Origin of the sequence: Parasphingomonas puruogangriensis (genome assembly GCF_036663635.1) — a bacterium.
Lineage (GTDB): Bacteria > Pseudomonadota > Alphaproteobacteria > Sphingomonadales > Sphingomonadaceae > Sphingomonas.
This window is the reverse complement of record NZ_JAXOJI010000044.1, coordinates 1-1,049: the sequence shown is the minus strand read 5'-3', so window position 1 is coordinate 1,049 and position 1,049 is coordinate 1. Positions and strand designations below refer to the sequence as shown.

The following is a 1,049-nucleotide window of genomic DNA, read 5'->3' as shown; positions in this document are numbered from 1 at the left end:
CGCAACTAAATTTCAGTCTCGTTTGAACGCACCCAAGTGCATCCCGACTGCGTTTCCTTTCGTAGCTGAAAGTTAGCGTTGCAGGGAAATTGACCAGATGACTAAAGGAATAGACGTTGCAAAATGTGGTCTTAACACCATATCTGATCCTCAAGGCGGTGTTGCTTCCTGGCAAGTAACACCCCAATTGGACTACGCAACTCAGGAAAAGTGTAGGGATAGCCTGTTCCCAGTCTCCATTTTTTCTAAGATTGCTGAGGGTGATCAGAAGGCGTTTCAAAATCTCTACCAAGAAAATTGCGGTCTGGTTTATACTATTGCGCTGAGGATATTGCGGGACGGATCTCTTGCCGAAGATGCTGTTCAGGAAGCTTTTGTAAAAATATGGCGGTCGGCGGGACAATTTGATGCCACATTAGGTGCGCCGCAAAGTTGGATATCGGTAATCGCACGTAATGTTGCGCTTGACCTTATTCGCAAACGTCGGCCGCATGAAGAGCTCTCGGATACCGACATGACGGCAATCGCCGCAGATCCGTGCGAACCTTCCGATCCAAAGCTTGGCAAATGTCTTGCGCAGTTGCCAGAAGAGCAGATTACAGCGATTGTTACGATGTACACTTACGGGATGAGCCATTCAGAATTATCGATCCACTTGGGAGCGCCAGTTGGCACAATTAAAAGCCGTGTGCGGCGCGCAACAGCGTCCTTGAAAAAATATATGAATGTTTGAAAAGGTTTGGAGTCAGGAATGTAGGGCTGGCCACCCATAGTCACCATTGGCTGCATTCTTGCCACTCCCATGAGCGTACGGGCATTGGCGGTGGGAAGATTACCAAAAGCCGCCGACAGCGAATGACCCATTGGTTGATATTCACCGCGCTCCAGGTACGTCACAAATGCCGACATTCATGAGACAAACCGAAACTATCATGGCGAGGACGCTAGAGCGATCTACCCGAGGCTGCAAAACGGATACCGGGTGCAATCGCTGTCAGCGTTAAAGGTCGAGATATCAGTAATAATCTGTGCCGCCGCATTACGGTCAA

At 49.2% G+C, this 1,049-nt stretch carries 1 protein-coding gene; it reads left to right on the top strand.

The genetic code is table 11. The features are described 5' to 3' along the window. The first annotated feature begins 97 nt into the window (after nt 1–97). Nucleotides 98–733, top strand: coding sequence for an RNA polymerase sigma factor (locus U1739_RS21070; RefSeq protein WP_332710576.1), 636 nt, complete (start codon nt 98–100; stop codon nt 731–733). The last annotated feature ends 316 nt before the right edge of the window (nt 734–1,049 follow it).